General features: G+C 34.4%; 18 protein-coding genes and 1 pseudogene. 5 read left to right on the top strand and 14 right to left on the bottom strand.

The window, feature by feature from the left end:
* Positions 1-461 precede the first annotated feature (461 nt).
* On the bottom strand, positions 462-779 hold the full coding sequence (locus ACUN26_RS08425; RefSeq protein WP_000627296.1) for a hypothetical protein: 318 nt from the start codon (positions 777-779) through the stop codon (positions 462-464).
* A 649-nt stretch (positions 780-1428) separates the two neighbouring features.
* Between ACUN26_RS08425 and ACUN26_RS08420 the strand changes: the two genes are divergently transcribed.
* The gene (locus ACUN26_RS08420) at positions 1429-1614 is read left to right on the top strand and encodes a YkvS family protein (RefSeq protein ID WP_000646787.1); all 186 of its coding nucleotides are present in this window, start codon (positions 1429-1431) and stop codon (positions 1612-1614) included.
* A gap of 179 nt (positions 1615-1793) precedes the next feature.
* Here ACUN26_RS08420 and ACUN26_RS08415 read toward each other — a convergent pair whose 3' ends face one another.
* On the bottom strand, positions 1794-2093 hold the full coding sequence (locus ACUN26_RS08415; RefSeq protein WP_000214792.1) for an ArsR/SmtB family transcription factor: 300 nt from the start codon (positions 2091-2093) through the stop codon (positions 1794-1796).
* Positions 2094-2464: 371 nt separating this feature from the next.
* Here ACUN26_RS08415 and ACUN26_RS08410 point away from each other — a divergent pair, with 371 nt between their 5' ends.
* Entirely contained in the window at positions 2465-2638 is a 174-nt protein-coding gene (locus ACUN26_RS08410; protein ID WP_001142745.1) for a hypothetical protein, read from the top strand.
* Positions 2639-2874: 236 nt separating this feature from the next.
* Here ACUN26_RS08410 and ACUN26_RS08405 read toward each other — a convergent pair whose 3' ends face one another.
* The 4 genes from ACUN26_RS08405 to ACUN26_RS08390 form a co-directional block, all read right to left on the bottom strand.
* Complete coding sequence (locus ACUN26_RS08405) at positions 2875-5964, bottom strand: SbcC/MukB-like Walker B domain-containing protein (RefSeq protein WP_001247483.1); 3090 nt, start codon at positions 5962-5964, stop codon at positions 2875-2877.
* A complete protein-coding gene (locus ACUN26_RS08400) occupies positions 5961-7118 on the bottom strand; it encodes an exonuclease SbcCD subunit D (RefSeq protein WP_000765125.1) in 1158 nt (385 codons plus the stop codon). The genes ACUN26_RS08405 and ACUN26_RS08400 overlap by 4 nt, the downstream gene beginning before the upstream one ends.
* A 15-nt stretch (positions 7119-7133) precedes the next feature.
* Positions 7134-7373 (bottom strand): DUF2584 family protein, encoded by a 240-nt coding sequence (locus ACUN26_RS08395; RefSeq protein ID WP_000667356.1) that lies wholly within the window; start codon positions 7371-7373, stop codon positions 7134-7136.
* Positions 7374-7555: 182 nt separating this feature from the next.
* Positions 7556-7813, bottom strand: a complete 258-nt coding sequence (locus ACUN26_RS08390) for a hypothetical protein (protein ID WP_002093761.1) — start codon at positions 7811-7813, stop codon at positions 7556-7558.
* A 460-nt stretch (positions 7814-8273) separates the two neighbouring features.
* On the opposite strand from ACUN26_RS08390, the gene ACUN26_RS08385 reads away from it, so the two are divergent.
* Both ACUN26_RS08385 and ACUN26_RS08380 read left to right on the top strand, forming a co-directional pair.
* On the top strand, positions 8274-9326 hold the full coding sequence (locus ACUN26_RS08385; RefSeq protein ID WP_000138562.1) for an enoyl-CoA hydratase/isomerase family protein: 1053 nt from the start codon (positions 8274-8276) through the stop codon (positions 9324-9326).
* 149 nt (positions 9327-9475) lie between these two features.
* Positions 9476-10108, top strand: coding sequence for a LysE family translocator (locus ACUN26_RS08380; protein ID WP_000572351.1), 633 nt, complete (start codon positions 9476-9478; stop codon positions 10106-10108).
* A 228-nt stretch (positions 10109-10336) separates the two neighbouring features.
* Here the strand turns inward: ACUN26_RS08380 and ACUN26_RS08375 are convergent, their stop codons facing one another.
* The 8 genes and pseudogenes from ACUN26_RS08375 to ACUN26_RS08340 form a co-directional block, all read right to left on the bottom strand.
* Complete coding sequence (locus ACUN26_RS08375; RefSeq protein WP_000633339.1) at positions 10337-11797, bottom strand: CoA-acylating methylmalonate-semialdehyde dehydrogenase; 1461 nt, start codon at positions 11795-11797, stop codon at positions 10337-10339.
* A gap of 22 nt (positions 11798-11819) precedes the next feature.
* Positions 11820-12710, bottom strand: coding sequence for an NAD(P)-dependent oxidoreductase (locus ACUN26_RS08370; protein ID WP_000719424.1), 891 nt, complete (start codon positions 12708-12710; stop codon positions 11820-11822).
* A 16-nt stretch (positions 12711-12726) separates the two neighbouring features.
* A complete protein-coding gene (locus ACUN26_RS08365; RefSeq protein ID WP_000415979.1) occupies positions 12727-14436 on the bottom strand; it encodes an acyl-CoA dehydrogenase family protein in 1710 nt (569 codons plus the stop codon).
* Positions 14437-14591: 155 nt separating this feature from the next.
* A complete protein-coding gene (prpB, locus tag ACUN26_RS08360) occupies positions 14592-15500 on the bottom strand; it encodes a methylisocitrate lyase (RefSeq protein WP_000312644.1) in 909 nt (302 codons plus the stop codon).
* Between the two features lie 18 nt (positions 15501-15518).
* A complete protein-coding gene (gene prpD, locus ACUN26_RS08355) occupies positions 15519-16955 on the bottom strand; it encodes a 2-methylcitrate dehydratase (protein WP_000598145.1) in 1437 nt (478 codons plus the stop codon).
* A gap of 98 nt (positions 16956-17053) precedes the next feature.
* Entirely contained in the window at positions 17054-18172 is a 1119-nt protein-coding gene (gene mmgD / locus ACUN26_RS08350; RefSeq protein WP_000642649.1) for a citrate synthase, read from the bottom strand.
* Between the two features lie 417 nt (positions 18173-18589).
* Positions 18590-18807, bottom strand: a pseudogene (locus ACUN26_RS08345) (HesB/YadR/YfhF family protein).
* Between the two features lie 56 nt (positions 18808-18863).
* Positions 18864-20018: an MFS transporter gene (locus ACUN26_RS08340; protein ID WP_000440643.1), complete on the bottom strand. Its 1155-nt coding sequence runs from the start codon at positions 20016-20018 to the stop codon at positions 18864-18866.
* Between the two features lie 237 nt (positions 20019-20255).
* Between ACUN26_RS08340 and ACUN26_RS08335 the strand changes: the two genes are divergently transcribed.
* Positions 20256-20537, top strand: a complete 282-nt coding sequence (locus tag ACUN26_RS08335) for a hypothetical protein (protein ID WP_000270098.1) — start codon at positions 20256-20258, stop codon at positions 20535-20537.
* Positions 20538-20608: the final 71 nt, after the last annotated feature.

The raw sequence follows: 20608 nt of genomic DNA, 5'->3' as shown, positions 1-20608 counted from the left end.
TTACGGGCAGCCCGACTCCCACCTAATTTCTTTGCTCCAGTCAAATTTTGATTACCTTATGCAAACAAAAGGTTCCCTACTTAATTGGATACGAATATATATAACTTCTTTTCGAAGTTTCTGGTTGTTTGCATGAAAAAAACCATTACATTAAAAGTGTAATGGTTACAATCCTATAGTGTCCTCTTTAATCTCAGAATGACTTCTCATCTATACCTATCTTATTAAAAACTTTACTTTCAAAAATTCGGCCTATATGAATATCTGTTTGACAACCATCTTTGAATTGAACTTTAAATAGTAGAACACAAATGAAATCATTGTCAGCCTTTGTTAATACACGTACTATTTGAATTGAGTTGTTGTATTTTCGTAAATTAAACTGGGCTGTAATAAAACCTTCTCTTTACTATTTAGTAAAGAGAAGGTTTTATTAGGTCAATTCATAAGGCTGATTTTCTTTATACGTTTATAATTGTTTCTTCAAATGTAACGATTGGCTCTACAAATTCCATCATAACGAAAGCGTTTTTAATACGTCTTGTTAAAACTTCTTTTAATTCTGCACACTTTTCTTCTGTAAGTGATTTTACAAATACAAAATTGTGATAATAGACCACACTCTTCTCTTTACTTAAAGGATTTAAAAACATCCCCTCTTTTGTAACGAAAGCGTTAGAATGCCCCGATAGAGTTGAAAGAAACGTCTCTAAAATTTTTATTTCTCTATTTGAAAACTGTTCCTCACAAACTACTTTAATATTCATTTCTGTTATCATTTATATATTCCCCCAACCAATTTTTTCACAAGGGGATAACTATAATACTATTAAAATTTCACGAGACTCCCCTTGCCGTTCAAAAAATTCACCAGAAAACTAGTTTGCTTAACTTTCTTTTTCCCTTTACTCATATGAATCTCTCCTTTCATATATATTACTTCTCCATTTTTAATTGAATACCTTTTTATATTTGAGTTTTTCTATATTTTTAGTCAGATTTATACAGATCATAACTCCATTTCTTTTCATTCCTTATACTATATTCACCTGAATACTATTACTTTTGAGAAACGCTTATTTATACTTATTGAAGAAATCACTTACTGTACTCCTAAAAACAATGCTGCCTTCCCTATAAAACTTTGCTGATCTACTTTACGTTTAGAGCTACATATTATCTCTCTTTTGATTAATTTGTTTAGCTACATAATTTACATAGAAATATTGGTTCGCCAATTCTGAAAAATTTTACTTTGCATATAATAACCTTAAACAAAATATAACTTTTACCATAGGAGCACTCTATACTTTTTTATTAAATAAAAAATTTTTCATTGATAAACAAAACTAAATATTCACTAATATAACTATCCGTGGTTTAATATATGTAATAAACAAATATTTCTGTCTTTTATAAGGAGGTACTATGAAAGCAAACGTAGGGGATACTATACTTTTTCAACGAAATAATTTAAAGATTACAGGGTCTGTACTAAAACTATATACTGAATCGGTCTTAGTTGAAATTACAGATGTAAGCGGTGGTACTTTTGAATTTGATCGAACGATAGTAAATCATAAAAACTATAAAATTTTAAATGCAAATACATAAAGTAAAACTTTAATCAACCCTCACCAATCGGGCATTAACGGGCAGTTTATCTCCCATCCTAATTTCTTTGCTCAAGCTAAATTTTGAGGTGGAAGTTTCATTGCCCGTTAATGCGGGATAAAACAACACAAAATAGCCTCTGCTCACCAGCAGAGGCTATTTTATATCATAATACTTCATTAGTTTATATATCCTAAAACATTAACAATCTTACTCGCTTTTAAATTATTAATGTGATAATAAATTTCTAAACCCTTTCGCTCAGCTCGTAACACTTTACCTTTCATTTTTGATAAATGTTGCGAAACAGTCGATTGTGGAATATTCAACAATTCTGTTAATTGTGTTACATTACAAGTTTTTCTAGTACTTAATTCATTTACAATTTGTAATCGGATTGGATGCGCCATAATTTTTAAAATATCTACATCCTCTTCTGAAACTACACTTTTTTTCATTTCACTCGTATATGTTGTCATAAGACATTCCCCTTTTATATGAATTCCTTTTTATTAAGATCCATTTCTACAAAATTCAATACTCCCGCTCAAGACCTTTATATAGAAATAATAGGATCTCAAATTTTCAAAAATAGAACTTACAATTATTCACTTTTTTTATTTATTCATTTATTTATTTGGTACATATACATAATACAATGTTAATATGTGCTCTATGTGAAGTTAGCATAAATTTATGATGAAGATTTATTTAATGACTTGCATCCTACTACGTGCTGGATAGTTTTATGCATTTTGTATCTTCCGCATAAAACTATCCAGTAATCTTAACACATTTTAGGCGTTTGTATATACTATTTACAAAACAATTTGGCAAAGGAGGATTTCATATGCCTACAATGTTACAAGAAGAAATTGAAGAAGCACGTGAGACATATGTCAGTCGTATCATTTTAGTTGGTGGATCAACTCTATTTTTAGTAGGTGGTGTTATATCGGCAATCGTAGCTTTTAAAGCTTATAATCGTTTGGAAAATACACCGCCTTCTTCTGATAATTCATAGGTGAGTTATCAAATTTTGAATAACAAACATACAAAGGCCGTCTCTAAAAAAAGAGACGGCCTTTGATTTTTCATAAGTTCTACATTTAATAACGATTAGAACCAGCTTACATACTTTTATTTAAATTTAAATGTAAATAAAACATTTTAAAATATAAACTATTACTTACATAATAAATTTATGAAACAATTCGAGAAAAGCGTGATTAAATCTTTTAGCATGAACTAAAATTGAACTTACTTCACCACAAACCGAGTCTGACTACACCCATCCTTCTGCTTTGTTACTTCTAATACAGCTGGCATTGCGTTTTTCAACTCTTGAACGTGTGAAATAACACCGATAAATCGGCCTGATTTTTGTAAGTCAATTAAAGCGTCTACTGCTTTCGTTAATGATTCCTCATCTAATGAACCGAAACCTTCATCGATAAACATCGTTTCAATGGAAATACCACCTTCATACGCTTGAATGACGTCTGCCATTCCAAGCGCCAAGCAAAGCGATGCGTTAAACTTCTCACCGCCAGATAATGTTTTCACATCACGTGTTTGGCCGGTGTATGCATCGTACACATCTAAACCTAATCCACTTTGACGGTTTCTTTTTTCAACTCGCTCACTTCTTTTTAAATAAAATTGCCCATTTGATAATTTTCGTAATCGTTCGTTTGCAATTTGAACAATTTGTTCTAAATACTCAATTAAGATGTAACGCTCGAATGATATGCGACTTTCGTTATCGCCTTTCATTACTTCATATAAATCAACTAGTTCTTGGAAAGCTTTTTCTTCCTCATGAATTTGTTCATCAATACGTCTAATATTTTCATGTAAATCAGAAATATATGTTACAGCGTTTTGCGCACGTTGTCGTTTTTCTTTACTTATATCGAGATTGATTTCTAATTCTTTTATATGCTCACCTAACGATGTAATATCTATAAACTTTTTATCTTTTAATTCAGCATGTAACTCTTCAATTTGTTTTGCAAGTACTTCAAGAGATGAATAGTAACTTTGAATTTCTTTTTGTAACATCTCCATCTCAGCATCATTTAACTTAGCTTCTTTATACGTTAGCTGATCTATAAATCCCCTCTGCTCTAGTTCTTTCATAAAGCGCGCGAGAGTCTCTTCTTTCTTCAATTTTGCACTTTCAAATTGATTAGATGCACCTTCATGTTCTGCTTGAATACGTATATTTTCATTTTGCCAATGTTGATATGCTTCTTGCACTTTCTTCCATTCGTCTTCCATTAACCTAAGTTGTTGCATTGCTTGGTCAAACTGTACTTTCCAAGCTTGTACTGTTTGTAAGTTATCTGGAATATTTTGCTTATCATGTTCATATGACGTACGAAGTTGCATGCACTCCATTTCTGTACGGTGCTGCAATGTTTCTGCTTCACGCTTTTGTTTTTGAAGTTCATCTACTTTTTCTTCTACACTTTTTATATTCACAGCAATTTGCTTACGCGTTTCTTCGCTTTCTTTTAACGTATTAACTTCTGCCGCTAATTGTTTTCCTTTTTGAACGAGTGCACTGTACGTTTCAACTAATTCATCTGAGTGATACCCTCGTTTCATGACTTCTTCGATCACCTGTTCATATTGTAGTCGATAGAAATTCCATTTCTCCTCTACTTGAACATGTAATTTTTCAGCGACATTTTTCTTGTCTCTTAAATCATTTAACTCTTTTTCATCAATCGCATCACTTTGCTCTGTCGCTTTTTTCGGATGATTCGTACTACCACAAACTGGACAAGATTCACCATCATGTAAATGAAGTGCTAATATGCCTGCTTGTTCGCTTAGCCAGCGGCGTTCCATATTTTCATATGCACGAACTGCCTCTTGCATCTTAGTATATGCTGCTTCTTTTTCTTGCTCGAATTTTTGTTTCTCTTGCCAAACGTCATATGCTTGCTTTAAAACTTTTGCATCTTCTCGCATGTTCGTTAGTTCTTCTACTTTCGCTACATACTGCTCAAGTGCTTGTTCCAATTGCTGTAATTCACCAGACATTCTCTGTTTTTGATTTGTATGCTCTTCTAGTAGTTGATCGAGCTTTTGCATACTTTCTTTTAATCTTCCTAGTTGAATTTCAGCGTTTTGTAAATTCAACTTTTTTTCAGCTAATGATGCAATAATTGATTGTAATTCTTCTAATCTTTGAACAAGTTTTTTAGCATCTTCTCGTTCAAGTTCTTTATTTTTTTCTACTTCGTATTTCTGCTGTGCAAGTGTAAAACTGGTTATTATATTCTCTTTTTTTACGATAATCTGCTTTAATAAACTTTCAGCCTTCTGTTCATTTTGCATTGCTTCCTCGTGCCATTGCTCAAATGGTAATAAATGCTTTGCTTGTTCCGCACGTCTAAAAGATGTTTCTTTCCTTTCAATGACTGCACGGTTTTCTTGTAAAGTGTTGTATCTCTCATTCTTTTGTTGTAAATCTGTAAATTTCTCATTTACAGATTTTGCTGCATGAAAACGTGTTTCAGCTTCTTTTAATTGCTTTGTTCGAGCATCTTGTTCTAGTTGTAATTGCGCAACCTCTGTCTTATATGCCGTTGTTTCTTGCTCTAACGCCTCTACTACTTGATGCGTATTTACATGTTCTTGTTCCACTAATGTCTCTAATAATGCTCCATCTCGAATTGGTAGTTTAAATACATTGCGGAAATGTAACTCTCGCTCTTTTTGTTTTTCTTGCAGAACGTCTTTCCATTGTTTTCGTTTTTGATCAAGTAATTCACGCATTAATTTATAACGATCTGTTTTAAAAATACGACGTAAAATCTCTTCTTTGTTTTCTGTCTCAGATGTTAATAGTTTTCGGAATTCTCCTTGTGGTAACATAACAATTTGACTAAATTGATGTTTACTTAACCCAATTAAATCTTCCACTTTTTTGTTTACATCTGTTACATGAAAACGATCAACAGCTGGAATTTTTTCTCCATCCATAACGTCATATAATTCTACTGCATGTCCTGTAATCGTCTTATTCCCTTGTTTTTTATGGCCAAGTTGCCGTTTTATTTCATAGCGCTTCCCTTTTAACTGAAAAGTTAGTTCTACACTTGTATAAACATTATCATCAGCAAACTGACTTCGAAGCATGCTCGTATCACTACGTTCTTCCCCACTAGCTTCACCATATAATACGTAACAAATCGCATCAAAAATCGTTGTTTTTCCAGCTCCCGTATTTCCAGAAATGGCGAAGATACGATGCTCTCCAAGATCATCAAAATTGATTACTTCTGTCTGTTTATATGGCCCAAATGCTGTCATAATTAGCTGAATCGGTCTCATCCTCGTTCACCTTCCCGTTCTTGCACTGTTTGTAATACTTCTACAAATAGACGTTCTTTCTCTTCTGATAAATCTAAGCCTTTCATTTCTTTATAAAAAGCTTTTAAAAGAGATACATCATCCGTTTTATGTCTTGAAACAGTTACTTCATTTGACTCTGTGAACTCTCGCCTTTGAATAGACCTTTCAACATGCATTGCATTTGGATATACAGAGCGTATTTTTTCCATTGGCTGCAAAACAGGATTTTCATCTAATAGTTTTACAAACACGTAATCTTCACTTACCGGATGTTGTAATAATTCATCTATTTTCGCTTCTACTGTTCGCATTTTACGACGTGGTGTAAGTAATCTTTTTTCAATTGTTGTTTCACCCTTTTCGTCCAGTTCCACGATATAATATCCTTTTTTATGTTTTTCTTCAGAAATAGAATATGCAAGTGGCGAACCTGAATATCGAATTGTCTCATTACGTACGAAATGCGCTTGATGTAAATGTCCAAGCGCTGTGTAATGAAATTTATCAAAATAATGACTATTTACGTATTCAGCACCACCAATTGAAAGCGGACGTTCTGCATCACTTGTATTCTCCTCCGCTTCTCCCGCAGAAGTTACAAATGCATGACCTACAAATACATGTCTTGCTTCTTTATCCATCGTTTCAGAAAGTTCATTCATAAAAATACGCATCGCATCATCATGAGATCGGACGTCTTCGTTTTTCAATACATGTCTAACTATGCTTGGATCCGCATAGGGAACTAGATGGAAGTGAACCTCGCCATATTCATCATTTAATACAATGGGTTCATATGGAAATTGAAATTGCCCCACAATAAATAATCCTTGTTTCTTCATTAAACTACTACCGAAATGTATACGATCTGGACTATCATGGTTTCCTGCAACTGCGATAACTGGTGTTTGTAAATCAATCACTATTTTTTGTAATACATCATTTAATAAGTCTACTGCTTCCGTAGGTGGAATTGCTCGGTCATATAAGTCCCCTGCAATAATTACGGCATCTGGTTTTTCTTCTTCAATAGCTTGTACAAACTGATCTAATACAATCTTTTGATCTTCAGTCATATACACGCCATGAACAAGCTTGCCTAAATGCCAATCCGCTGTATGAAATAACTTCATAATTTCCTTCTCCTTTTAATTTACTGAGTTTAGTGATACGAGTTTATAGTTTACTGTAGTTTTTCCGTTCTCCCACTCTAACTTTTGTATAATCGCACTACCAATTCTTTCTTCATTTGATTTATATAAAGGTAATATTTCTTGAACTGCAAATAAATGATAACCATTCAAGTTTAATTGAAATATGTTTTCTTCCATATGTAATCTTACTTCTTTTTCATTTGAAACTATTTTTGTGTGCATCTCAAATTTCATAATAGATACAACCCCTTCTTATAATCTCTACATTTTAATAGTATAGTGGCTATGCAAGATTGACAAGTACATACACGGTAAAGTACACACTTTTCTGTTGCTATATGTTTTATGTTTTTATTAAAATTACGGTATGTGAAATTTAATGCTATGCAAAAATAAAAATGTCTATTTAGACATTTTTATTTTTGCATATAATCTTTCATTACATAATATAAAATCGTTATTAAAACGCTCGCTACGAAAAATGAAAAAACCACCACAATATACCCATCTTTATTTAATAGAAAACATAAGGAAATAGATACGATAAAAATCGGAAATACGAGACGAACTTTATCCTTTACTTCTTCTGTCGTATCTGTATGATGAAAAAACTGAGTAATCCCTATCATTAATGATGACAAGATAATAACCGACAATAATAAAGGTCCTGGCATTCCGATTTCTCCTTTCTCTATTTCTAATTCCATGTAAACATTCTTTATCATTTAAACCATCTGTTTTCAAGAAATTTTTTACATTTTACACATTTATAATAGCGCTTTTGCCATAATAATTTCAAATAATATCACTTACATTAATAATGTATTATTCATCTTCAATATTCAAAATCCTGCAAAGATAACTCGGCAAAATATGCGTTGAATAAAGTGAAGCATGAATTAATAGGTATGAACAAAACTCCCACTGCCTATCGCTCGTACCTATCAAACTTTTAACAGCCATTCTCTTCTACCTAACTTTCTCGTATGCGTCGAATTTCAAGGTGTGGGCCTTCTTATCCACAAATAGCGGAATAAAATAACACTTACCGTCAACTTTAGACAAAATTTATACAGGACATTTCAATACGTATCAAGAATTAAGAATAAGAAGATATATAAGGGAGGATGAATCATGACTGAAAACGTTTTATTTTCTGTTAGTGAAAACGGCGTTGCATCAATTACTTTAAACCGCCCAAAAGCACTTAACTCTTTATCTTATGATATGTTACAACCAATTGGGCAAAAACTTAAAGAATGGGAGAACGATGAGCGCATTGCAATTATCGTATTAAAGGGAGCCGGAACGAAAGGTTTTTGCGCAGGCGGTGACATTAAAACTCTTTACGAAGCACGTTCAAACGAAGTTGCTTTACAGCATGCAGAACGTTTTTTTGAAGAAGAGTATGAAATTGATACATATATTTATCAATATAAAAAACCGATTATCGCTTGTTTAGATGGAATTGTAATGGGTGGTGGTGTCGGACTTACAAATGGTGCGAAGTATCGTATTGTGACGGAGCGCACAAAATGGGCGATGCCTGAGATGAACATCGGCTTCTTTCCAGACGTCGGCGCCGCATATTTCTTAAATAAAGCACCTGGATATACAGGATATTACGTTGCTTTAACAGCATCTATTTTAAAAGCTTCTGACGTATTATTTATTCATGCTGCTGATTACTTTATGACGTCTGATTCATTACCAGCTTTTCTAGCCGAACTTGACAACGTAAATTGGCATACTGAAGATGTACATACTCATTTAAAAGCAGTTCTTCAAACCTTTACATCTACTCCTGACTTAGAAAGCAAACTTGCTGCTTCATTAGAGGAAATTAATACACACTTTGCCTTAGAAACGATTGAAGAAATTATCGACTCATTAGAAAAAGGAGATAGCGAATTCGCTTTACAAACGAAACAAATATTATTATCAAAATCTCCAATTTCATTAAAAGTAACTTTAAAACAACTATTAGATGGCAAAGGAAAATCTGTTGAAGAATGTTTCGCTACAGATCTTATACTTGCTAAAAATTTCATGAGACATGAAGATTTCTTCGAGGGCGTACGCTCCGTTGTCGTTGATAAAGACCAAAATCCGAATTATAAATATAAACAGGTAAGCGATGTTTCAGAAGACGACGTAAATCGTTTCTTTAACTTACTTAATGCCTAACAGTGAGGCTATATTTGTAGTGTATTCACCACTACGAATATAGCCTCTTCTTATTTAATATTTTTTAACAAAATTTAATTTTATTAAATCAAATTTTGTGCTAAACTAATTTTAATCAAATATTCTAAAAATAAAGAAGGAGGACGAATATGATAGAAAATTATCTTCTTTTCATCATTATGTCTATTTGTCTAATCATTTTACCTGGACCTGATACAGCGATGGCTACGAAGAACACATTAGTTGCTGGTAAAATGGGCGGTGTTAAAACAGTATTCGGTACATGTGTAGCACTTTTGATTCATACTTTAGCTGCTGTAATTGGTCTTTCCGCACTCATTGTAAAGTCAGCTCTTTTATTTTCTATTTTCAAATATGTTGGGGCCCTTTATTTAATCTATATTGGTATTAAAGCCCTATTAGCAGTGAAAAACAAAGAAGGTGTAAATACAAATGATGTATCTATAAATAATGATAAAGAACATACTTCTTGTTTTCGCCAAGGGTTTCTTACGAATTTATTAAACCCTAAAATTGCAGTCTTCTTTTTAACTTTTTTACCACAATTTTTAAATCCAAGTCATAATACATTTATTCAGCTTCTCGTAATGGGTCTTACTTATCTCGTTTTAACAATCATTTGGTTTGCCTTTTATATATTTTTAATTGATAAAATTAGTGCTTTTATGAAGAAACCGAAGACGCAACGTTATATTCAAGGGCTAACAGGAATCGTTTTAATTGGATTTGGTATTAAACTAGCATTAGAAAAAAATAATTAATAAAGTGAAACTTTAATCAATGGGGTTTTGTTCATCCCCCGCCAATTATTAGCCTTCACCAATCGGGCGTTTACGGACTGCACAGGGCTTCCACTTAACTTTTTTGCTCTAGCCGAATTTGGAGATGGGAGTTTTACTGCTCGCTAATAGCGGGATAAATGCGAAAAACACCACTATTAATAGTGGTGTTTTTCGCATTTAACAACTAATCTGGCAGTCTACTCTTTATTAAAACCAGCGCTCCGTTACAACCTTTTTACGTGTATAGAATTGAACGCCATCTGTACCATTTGTACCTAAATCACCAAAGAAGGAAGCTTTATTTCCTGCAAATGCGAAGAATGCCATTGGTGCAGGAACATTTACGTTTACACCGATCATACCAGCATCGATGTTATCACGGAATGTTTGTGCATGCTTCCCATTTGAAGTGTAAATAACAGCACCATTCGCAAATTTAGATTGATTTGTTAATTTAATACCTTCTTCTAAATCTTTCACTCTCACAATACTTAATACTGGAGCGAAAATTTCATCTTGCCAAATTTTCATTTCTTGGTTTACGCCATCAAAGATTGTTGCTCCAACGAAGTAACCTTCTCCAACTTCTTCATTAATTTTACGACCATCTACTAATAAAGTTGCTCCATCTGCTACACCGCTATTAATATAGCCTAAAACACGCTCTTTATGCGATTCACGGATTAATGGTCCAACGTAATTATCTTCGTTGAAACCGTCACCTACTTTTAGTTTTTTCGTCTCTGCTACTAGTACGTCGATAAATTCATCAGCAATTTCATCTACTACTGCTACTACTGAACATGCCATGCAGCGCTCTCCACTACTTGCAAACGCAGATCCAATTACACCTTGTACCGTTTTTTCAAGATTGCAATCTGGCATTACAATCGCATGATTTTTCGCACCTGCTAACGCTTGTACACGTTTTCCATGTTTCGTACCTGTTTCATATACGTAACGAGCTACCGGCTCAGAACCAACGAACGAAACAGCTTGAATATCTTTATTTTCTAAAATGCTATTTACAACATCTTTTCCGCCTTGTACTAAATTTAATACCCCTTTTGGAAAACCAGCTTCATAGAATAACTCTACAAGTCGCTCTGCTAAAAGTGGCGTTCTCTCAGATGTTTTTAATACGAACGTATTACCGCAAGCAATTGCAAGTGGGAACATCCATAATGGAATCATCATTGGGAAGTTAAACGGTGTAATACCCGCAACAACTCCAATTGGATAGCGCCAGATCGATCCATCAATTCCGCTTGCGATATTAGGAAGAGCTTGTCCCATCATTAAATTTGGAGCTGATGTTGCAAGTTCTACCGCTTCAATACCACGTTGTACTTCACCTGTTGCATCTGTTAGCGTTTTACCATTTTCTAGCGTAATGATTTTTGCAAGCTCATCTTTATTTTCTTGTAATAGCTGTAAATATTTATATAGATTTCTTGAACGATTCGGAACTGGTACTTTAGACCATGTTTCAAATGCCGCTTTTGCCGCTTCAACAGCCTTTTCAACGTCTTCTTTTGGAGAAAGTGGAACGTAAGCAATGATTTTTCCAGTCGCTGGATTCGGAACCGCTTCTACTTCTGTACCAGTAGATTCTACCCACTCGCCATTAATATGATTTTTTACTCGTTTAATTTCAGTTGTAATCATTGTATTCTCTCCTTTTTATGATTTATTTTTGATTAGAAATTAATTGTTCGCTAACTTTCTTATATAAAGCAGCCATATCGTTTTCACCATATCCTGCCTCACTCGCTTCTTCATATACATTTAATAACATTTCACTTACAGGTAAGTGAAGTTCACTTTCCTTAGCTAAATCAACTGCAAAGCCTAAATCTTTTTTTAATAGATTTACAGTAAATCCTGGCTCATAGTTTTCTGCTGCAATGAAACTTTTATAATTGCGCTCATAAATTCTACTTTGACCGTAACTTACATTTAAAATATTAAACATTTTATCTAAATCCATATTACTCTTTTTCGCTAATGTTAAAGCTTCACTCACACCAGCTGTATAGAAACCAATTAATAGATTGTTAATTAATTTAACAGTCGTACCACTATCAATTTGCTCGCTTACGTGGAAAATATTTGCTCCTAACACTTCCATGATAGATTCAGTTTTATCATATACGTCTTTTGATCCACCTACCATAAACGTTAATGTACGATTTTCTGCACCAATTACCCCACCGCTAACTGGTGCGGCTAAAAAGTCTACTTTCTTTTCTTTCGCCGACTCCTCTAACTGTTTGTTTAATTGTGGAGATACAGTACTTGTATCAATTAATACGACATTCGAGTGGCTATTTTCAAATAATCCTTCTTCCCCAAAATATACTGCTTCAACAGCACGAGGTGAAGGTAAACTTGTAAAAATCACATCGCATGTCTCTGCTAATTTTGAGATTGATAAGCCGATAATTCCTCCTTCTTTTTCAAAGGAAGCTTCAGCCTCTTTATTTAAGTCCACACCATATACTGTGTAACTTGATTTAACTAAATTTTTAGACATCGGAAGGCCCATGTTACCTAAACCGATAAAACCAATCTTTTTCATATCGCTTTCCTCCTATTTACACAATATATTTCCCACGATTTATAATAGCTTTCGCAATTTCTCTCTTTTTCGTAAATACGTTCGTGTATAAAGGCACTAATAATTGACGGATTTCAGCTAACATTACGTGTCTATCTTGTTCTTCTGTGACAGCCGCTGAAAGTATAGAAATCGCCGCTTCTTCTACTTTACGATAGCCTTCCTCACAAATAACATCCGTTATCATTTGTTTTGTACGCTCTTTTTCTTCACCATTTTTATTAATTGCTTTACTCGTACGTAAAAATGCTGATTCCATGACGTACACGTCCGTCAACATATTTGATAATACACGTGAATATTCTTGCTCTTGATCAATTTTTAATCCTGGAGTTTTAGAGAGCGTTTTCAAAGATTGTTTCAACAATTTTTTCGCTAATAAAATGTAACGATGGTTTCTTTCTACAGTTGCTATATCAATTTCTACTTCAGTATCTTCTATTTGTTCGATTTGCTTCATTAACATTTTGGCAACTGTTAATCTATTAATTTCATTTGTCCCTTCAAAAATACGACTAATTCTAGCATCACGATATAATCGTTCTACTTCGTATTCTTGCATATAACCGTAACCGCCATGAATTTGTACAGCTTCATCTACGATATAAGCAAGTGTTTCAGAAGCGTTCACTTTATTCAGTGCACATTCAATTGCAAATTGGGACATTTTTTTCATAAGGTCCTCATCACTCTCATGAATTGCGTCATCAATTACACCTGCTGTACGATAAGCTGCACTTTCTGCTCCATATGTTATAATGATCATATTTGCAATTTTCTCTTGTATCATCGTAAAGTCTACTAATTCCGTTTGGAACTGTTTTCGCTCTTTTCCATATTGAACTGACAAACCAATTGCTTGTTTTGCTGTTCCAATATTTCCAAAAGCAAGTTTTAGTCTAGCGAAGTTAAGAATATTAAGGGCTACGTGATGCCCTTTCCCAACTTCCCCTAACACATTTTCAGCAGGGATAACTACATCTTCTAAAATAAGCGTCGCTGTTGAAGAACCTTTAATCCCCATTTTCTTTTCTTCTAATCCAATAGATACACCTTCACATGTTCTTTCGACAATAAACGCTGTCATTCCTTTATTTGTCTTCGCAAAAACAACGTATACATCTGCCATATGAGCATTTGTAATCCACTGCTTCTCACCATTCAACTTCCAAGCTGTACCCTCTTCATTCAAAATTGCGCTTGTTTTTGCACTTAATGCATCAGAACCAGCATTTGGCTCAGTTAGAGCATAAGCCCCAATCCATTCTCCCGATGCGATTTTTGGTAAATATTTTTCTTTCTGTTCTTTCGTTCCGTAATATATGTAAGGCAATGTACCGACACCAGCGTGTATATTAAAAGAAACACTAAATGCACCAGCGTAACCCATCTTCTCTGCTACAAGACCTGAGACAGCCTTTCCTAACTCGAACCCGCCATAATCTTCTGGTACCTCAATGCCTAATAATCCAAGTTCCCCAGCTTTCTCAAATAATTGACGAGAAACTTTATAGTTATGTTTTTCAATGTTTTCAATTTGTGGAACAATTTCCTGTTTAACGAATTGTTCTGTCGTTTTTGCGATTAAGTCTTCATCCCCTGAAAAATCTTCTGGTGTAAAGAAAGTATTGTTCACATCTTTATTGATTGAAAAAAATTCATCCCAAGGTAACTTCGTTTTCTCCATCTGAATCCCCCTATCATTTCGACCTTCATTGCTTTTTGCGTATGCTCGTCTACGATGAGTGGAATATCTTATTATTGAAAACAGAAGGCGATGAATTTTCACATCAAGCAGTTCATTTTGCCAAAGATGTATTCTCATCGCCCTAGTTGTTTTATCTATTGATCTTCTGATAATACTGTTTTTGCAATTCCAGTATCTAATTCTTCAAAGTCATGATATGAAATTGTCTCATATAGCTCGCTTCTCGTTTGCATATTTGAAAGTGCATCTTTTTGAGAACCAGTCTCTTTAATTAGCGTGAATACATTCTCATATGCTTTTGCAGCAACTCGAAGCGACGTTACTGGATAAATCACCATTTGGAAGCCCATATTCGCAAATTCCTCAGCACTATAATATGGTGTTTTCCCAAACTCAGTCATATTTGCTAGTAAAGGTGCATTCACTTTGCTAGTAAATAAACGGAATTCTTCTTCCGATTGAAGCGCTTCTGGGAAAATTGCGTCTGCACCTGCTTTAACATATGCATTCGCTCTTTCAATCGCAGCATCTAGTCCTTCTACACCGCGAGCATCTGTGCGTGCAACAATATATAAGCTTGGCGCAACTTCTTTAATCGCTTTAATTTTTTGAACTAATTCTTCTGTCGTAACAAGTTTCTTACCATTTAAATGTCCACATTTCTTCGGTAATTGTTGATCTTCAATTTGAACAGCCGCTACTTTTGCCTCTACCATTTCTACAGCTGTTCTCGCTACGTTTAGTACTCCACCAAATCCTGTATCAATATCAACAAGAACTGGTAAATCTGTAGCTCTAACTAGATCTCTTGCTCTTTCAGCTACTTCAGTAGATGTCACGATACCTAAATCTGGCAGACCTTTACTTGCAGTGTAAGCAGCTCCCGATAAATAAAGAGCTGAAAAACCTGTATTTTTTGCAACAAGAGCGGCCATTGCATCATGAGCACCTGGAATTTGCAAAATTTCATTTGCTTCTACTAAAGCTCGGAAGCCATTCGCAAGCTCCTCTTGTGTTGACTGTTTATTCACAACCCAAGCCATTCTAAATTCCCCCTATTATTAAATTAAGAATAGATCTACAAATTCGTTTACATTCATATTTTCTAGTTTTTCTTCATTTAAACAAACTTCATGAATTTGTTCTTGTTGCTTACTAGAATAATGACCTGCCATATTTGCAGTGAATTTTTGAACAACTTTTGGAATCGCTTCGTCTCTACGGAAACGGTGACCAAGTGGGTATTCACATTCCACGTTTTCTGTTACAGTACCATCTTTAAAATGAACTTGAATAGCGTTGGCGATTGAGCGCTTGTTCGGGTCAAGATAATCTAAACTGTACTGTTTGTTTTCAACAACAACCATCTTATTACGTAATTCATCTACACGTGAATCATTTGCTACTACATCCTCATAATCGTCCGCTACGATATCTCCTTTTAATAAACCAATTGCCGTAATGTATTGTAAACAATGATCACGATCAGCTGGGTTATTTAATGGACCTTCTTTATCGATAATACGAATTGCTGATTCATGAGTTGTAATTGTAATACGATCAATTTCATCTAATCTTTCTTTAATTTCCGGATGTAATTTCACTGCACATTCTGCAGCTGTTTGTGCATGGAATTCTGCTGGATATGATACTTTAAATAATACATTTTCCATTACATAAGACTCTAGTGGTCTAGCTAATTTTAATTCTTGTTTGTTAAATAATACATCTTGGAATCCCCATCCTGGCGCAGATAATGCTGTTGGATAACCCATTTCACCTTTTAGAGCAGTCATTGCAAGATGAACACCGCGACTCGTCGCATCACCTGCTGCCCATGATTTACGTGATCCAGTATTTGGAGCATGTCGATATGTACGAAGACTAGAGTTATCAATCCACGCATGTGATAATGCATTAAAGATTTCTTCACGTGTTCCACCAAGCATTTTCGCAACTACTGCAGTTGTTGCTACTTTTACATATAATACGTGGTCAAGACCAACGCGGTTTAAGCTGTTTTCTAAAGCAAGTACACCTTGAATTTCATGTGCTTTAATCATCATTTCTAGTACTTCACGTACTTTTAATGGTTCTTTTCCTTCTGAAATACGAACACGGCTAATATAATCTGCAACTGCTAAAATTCCGCCTAAGTTATCAGATGGATGTCCCCATTCTGCTGCAAGCCAAGTATCGTTATAGTCTAACCAACGGATCATACATCCAATATTGAATGCACCTTTTACTGGATCTAGTACATAAGACGTTCCTGGTACACGTGTACCGTTTGGCACAACCGTTCCTGGTACAACTGGACCTAATAATTTCGTACACTCTGGATATTGCAGTGCTAAAATTCCGCATCCAAGTGTATCTAATAATACGTAGCGAGCAGTACTAAATGCTTCTGCACTAGTAACCTCTTTATTTAATACATAATCCGTAATTTCTTCTAATAATGCATCTTTTTGTTTAATTTCATTTGTTTTAATCATGCTATTCTTCCCTTTCTGTCGAAAATTCGTTATTATTAATGATGGGTGTCTGTCAAACACCCATCTGGCGGGCGGCGCTAACAACTCCCCAGTTGTTCTTATTTACTAAGTACATGTCGCTCGCCAACATAATTTACACGTGGACGGAACAAGCGATTATTTGCATGTTGCTCAATAACGTGCGCACATAGTCCTACTGTTCTAGAGCTAAAGAAGATTGGTGTGTACAGTTGAATTGGGATACCAAGCATCCAATATACAGGTGCTGCATAATAATCAAGATTCGGATAAATGCCTTTTTCCTTCTCCATGATTTTCTCTCCAGCCTCACACATTTCATATAGTGTATAATCACCTTTTACATCACATAGCTGTTTTAAGGCTTCCTTCATCATAAGTGCTCTTGGATCCATTTTCTTCATATAAACACGGTGTCCAAAGCCCATAATTTTTTCTTTGTTATATAGTTTTTTCTGTAATAACTCTTCAAACTTCTCAACATTGCCAGCCTCTAAAAGCATGTACATAACAGCTTCATTCGCACCGCCGTGTAAGCTTCCCTTTAAAGATGCAACCGCACCAGTTAGAGCACCGTATAAATCTGATTGTGTTGACGCAATTACACGCGCTGTAAATGTAGAGTTTGGCATTTCATGTTCACTATATAAAACAAGGGAACGATCAAAGATCTTCTCCTCAAGTTCAGTCGGTTTCTTACCAGTTAACATATAGAAGAAATTCGCACTATATGACAATTCCTGAAGAGGCTCAATTGGCTCCTCATTATTTAAAATATGATAGCTATTTGCTACAATATTTGGTACTTTACTTAAAAGCTTATAACCTCGATCTTTGTTTACTTCTAACGAGCGATTTTCAATATCATTATCATAACCAGCTAATGCAGACACACCTGTACGCAAGCCATCCATAGGATGCGTTTCTTTAGGCAACGCCTTTAGAACGTTGAATACCCCTTCTGGCACTGCATATTCTTCTTTTAATTTCTTTTCAAGTGTTTCTTTTTCATCCTCATTCGGTAGATGTTCTTCTAATAAAAGGTGCACAATGTCTAAATACTCTTTTGTTTTTGAGAGTTCGATTAAATCATACCCTTGAATTACAATTTCACCTTTTACTGTGTCAAGAAACGAGATTTTCGTCTCCGCTGCTACTACACCATCTAATCCCGGGGAAAATTTTTCTTCAGCTTTCATTATTATTTCCTCCAATCCTAATAGATCTTCGTGCACATAACTGTAAGCCTTTACAATACTTTAGAACTACATTTCTATTTCAATGTATCAGAGTTTTTAGAAGATTTCAATTTATTTTATAATGATAAGTTTCCTATACTTTTATTGATGTAACAATACAATTTTTTGAAAATAATTTTCATATTTTTCAAAGAAAGGACAGACTTCTTTACACTTCTTTTTAAAACAAAATATAGAGATAAACCATATAATCCCATCAAACATATCTTTTTTCCGAATTTTATTACAAAATAGAAAAAACGAGTTGCACACATGTACAGCTCGTTTCTATATGATATTTATTTCACTATCCTCTAAATATAATTCTTATATAAAACTTATTCATTTTTAATAAAGTTATTATTTTACATAATTAAATTAAATTTCTTCTGTTTCTTTATGATAACTTACAACTAAATCATAGTTTTGAAAGTACCAAAGATCATCAAAATCTACAAAAATAGAATACCATCTTTCTTCACTGACACTATTTCCCCATCTGGTTTCTCAGAAACAATCTCTAAAGAATATCCGGGCTGAATTGAACTGTTTCCACCATATCTTATGACAAATCGAATACATTCATTGCGATTGATTCATAATTCTTCTTTAAACCATTTTACAGCTTCGTTTTCAACGATAATATTCAATTTTATCCCTCTCGGCTTAATTCTTTTTCACTTAACTTTTGTCTTACAAACATACCAAAAACAAGTAAAGCTATTACAGCTGAAACAGAGCTTGCTGTAAATAAAATACGATAGCCAAAAATTTGTGACACAAATCCAAGTAAAATTGCACCTAATCCGATACCTAAATCAAATGCTGTAAAAAACGAAGCGTTAGCAACTCCTCTTTTACTAGGATCAACAATTGTAAGCATCGCCGCTTGTAAAGCTGGCTGTGCTGAGCCAAATCCCACACCGTATAATGTCGCTGCAATAATGATGCCCGTCAAACCATTTGCCATCGTTAATACAACTATAGCTAAAATAGTAATACATAGTGCTGGAAGTATGATGAATACTTCTCCATATTTATCTAATAATTTACCTGAAATCGGTCTTACAATTGTTAATGCAATTGCATATACAAGAAAGAACATCCCAGGATTCACATTAATTGAAGAAGCGAATAACGGTAAAAACGTTGTAATGCCACCATATGCAAATGATAAAAAGAAAACAACAACCGTAATTGATAAAACGGATTTTTCAAATAGTTGAATTTTCCCTTTTTCCTTTTGTGGCGTGAATGACATTTTCGTTATTAACGATAATATAACTGCCATGAAAGATAAAAGAGTTGCTAAAAGGAATAGACCATGAAATGAATAATATTGTACTACCCATAATCCAATCATCGGTCCGATTGCCATTGCAATTGTCATAGCCATCCCGTACCAGCCCATACCTTCTCCACGGCGTGAATCTGGAATAATATCAGTTATCGCAGTTCCAACAGCTGTTGTAGAAACGGCCCATGTCACTCCGTGAATAACGCGTAAAACTGCTAAAAGGACTATAGTCGATGCTAAATTATAGGAATACATCGTTAGCCCAAAAAGGATGAGTCCGAAAATAATAAAAGACCTTCTACCATATTGATCTAACATACCTCCAATAATCGGTCGTATTACAACAGCAGCTATTGTAAACATTCCCATCATCAATCCAACTTGTGATTCATTTCCACCAATCTCTTTAATGAATAGAGGAAGCGTTGGAACAAGTAAATAAAACCCTGTAAATAAAAATAACATTGCGAAAGACATTTGAATAAATGACTTCGTCCATAATCGTTCCATAAAAACACCCCCATAAACACGTGAAATTTACGATTAACACTCCCATTGTACATTTTCTCTGTCTCTTTTCCCTCAGCAAAAAGACGTATCTTTTCATATTAAATAGTCCACTCTCAGCATTGATTGGTCGTACGACTTTGTACGTATGCTTTAACCGAAAGTCCTATGTATTTGTACCTTTATACGTGTTAAGAGAATATACTATTTTATTATCTCAACTTAGGAGTGATTATTTTTATGTGGGTATTATCAAGAGTAACTGCCGTGGTTCCTTCAACTCCCGGAATACATGTGCCCGCCGTCCATACAGCTAGCTCTGATGTTGGCATTGAACTTCCCGCAACTTGGCAACAATATCAAGTTCCCGGTCAAGTTACTCCCTCATTTTGGCATCACGGTACACACCCAAGTAGCACTACCTTTTATAACCCCAGTTATGTTCCATTACCCCCGACTCAAGTCTTTTATCATTTTCCATCCATTTATTTTCAAAATTTCTATGGTACGTTTAACATTTAAATAGCATCATTGCATAGCTCCTATATTTACTTCCAATCCCTTTTCAACATAAAAAAGTCGAATTCCTTATG

The organism is Bacillus sp. WC2503, from assembly GCF_052682895.1.
The sequence above is the reverse complement of the archived record's forward strand: the minus strand, read 5'-3'. Positions and strand labels throughout refer to the sequence as shown.